General features: G+C 40.3%; 1 protein-coding gene. It reads left to right on the forward strand.

Going from position 1 to position 248, the window contains the following annotated elements:
• Nucleotides 1–248: putative Ig domain-containing protein (locus AN214_RS22830; RefSeq protein WP_161805723.1), on the forward strand; the 248-nt coding region annotated here is incomplete at both ends.

The raw sequence follows: 248 nt of genomic DNA on the forward strand, positions 1-248 counted from the left end.
ACAACGGCAGTCGATGTAAATTCGAGCTATGAATACTTACCTGAGATTATGCTCGGGTTAAATGCTGGTTCAGAGTTGGTATTTTCTATTGAGAATAAGCCTGATTGGGCAAATTTCGATACGACAACAGGCAAACTTTCTGGTACACCAACTACTGCCGGAACGCATAGCAACATTGTAATCACCGTGAGTGATGAATTTGTTTCTTCATCACTAAACGCTTTTGAGATTAAGGTGAATTCTGCAAC

This window comes from Pseudoalteromonas sp. P1-9, assembly GCF_001399975.1.
Lineage (GTDB): Bacteria > Pseudomonadota > Gammaproteobacteria > Enterobacterales > Alteromonadaceae > Pseudoalteromonas.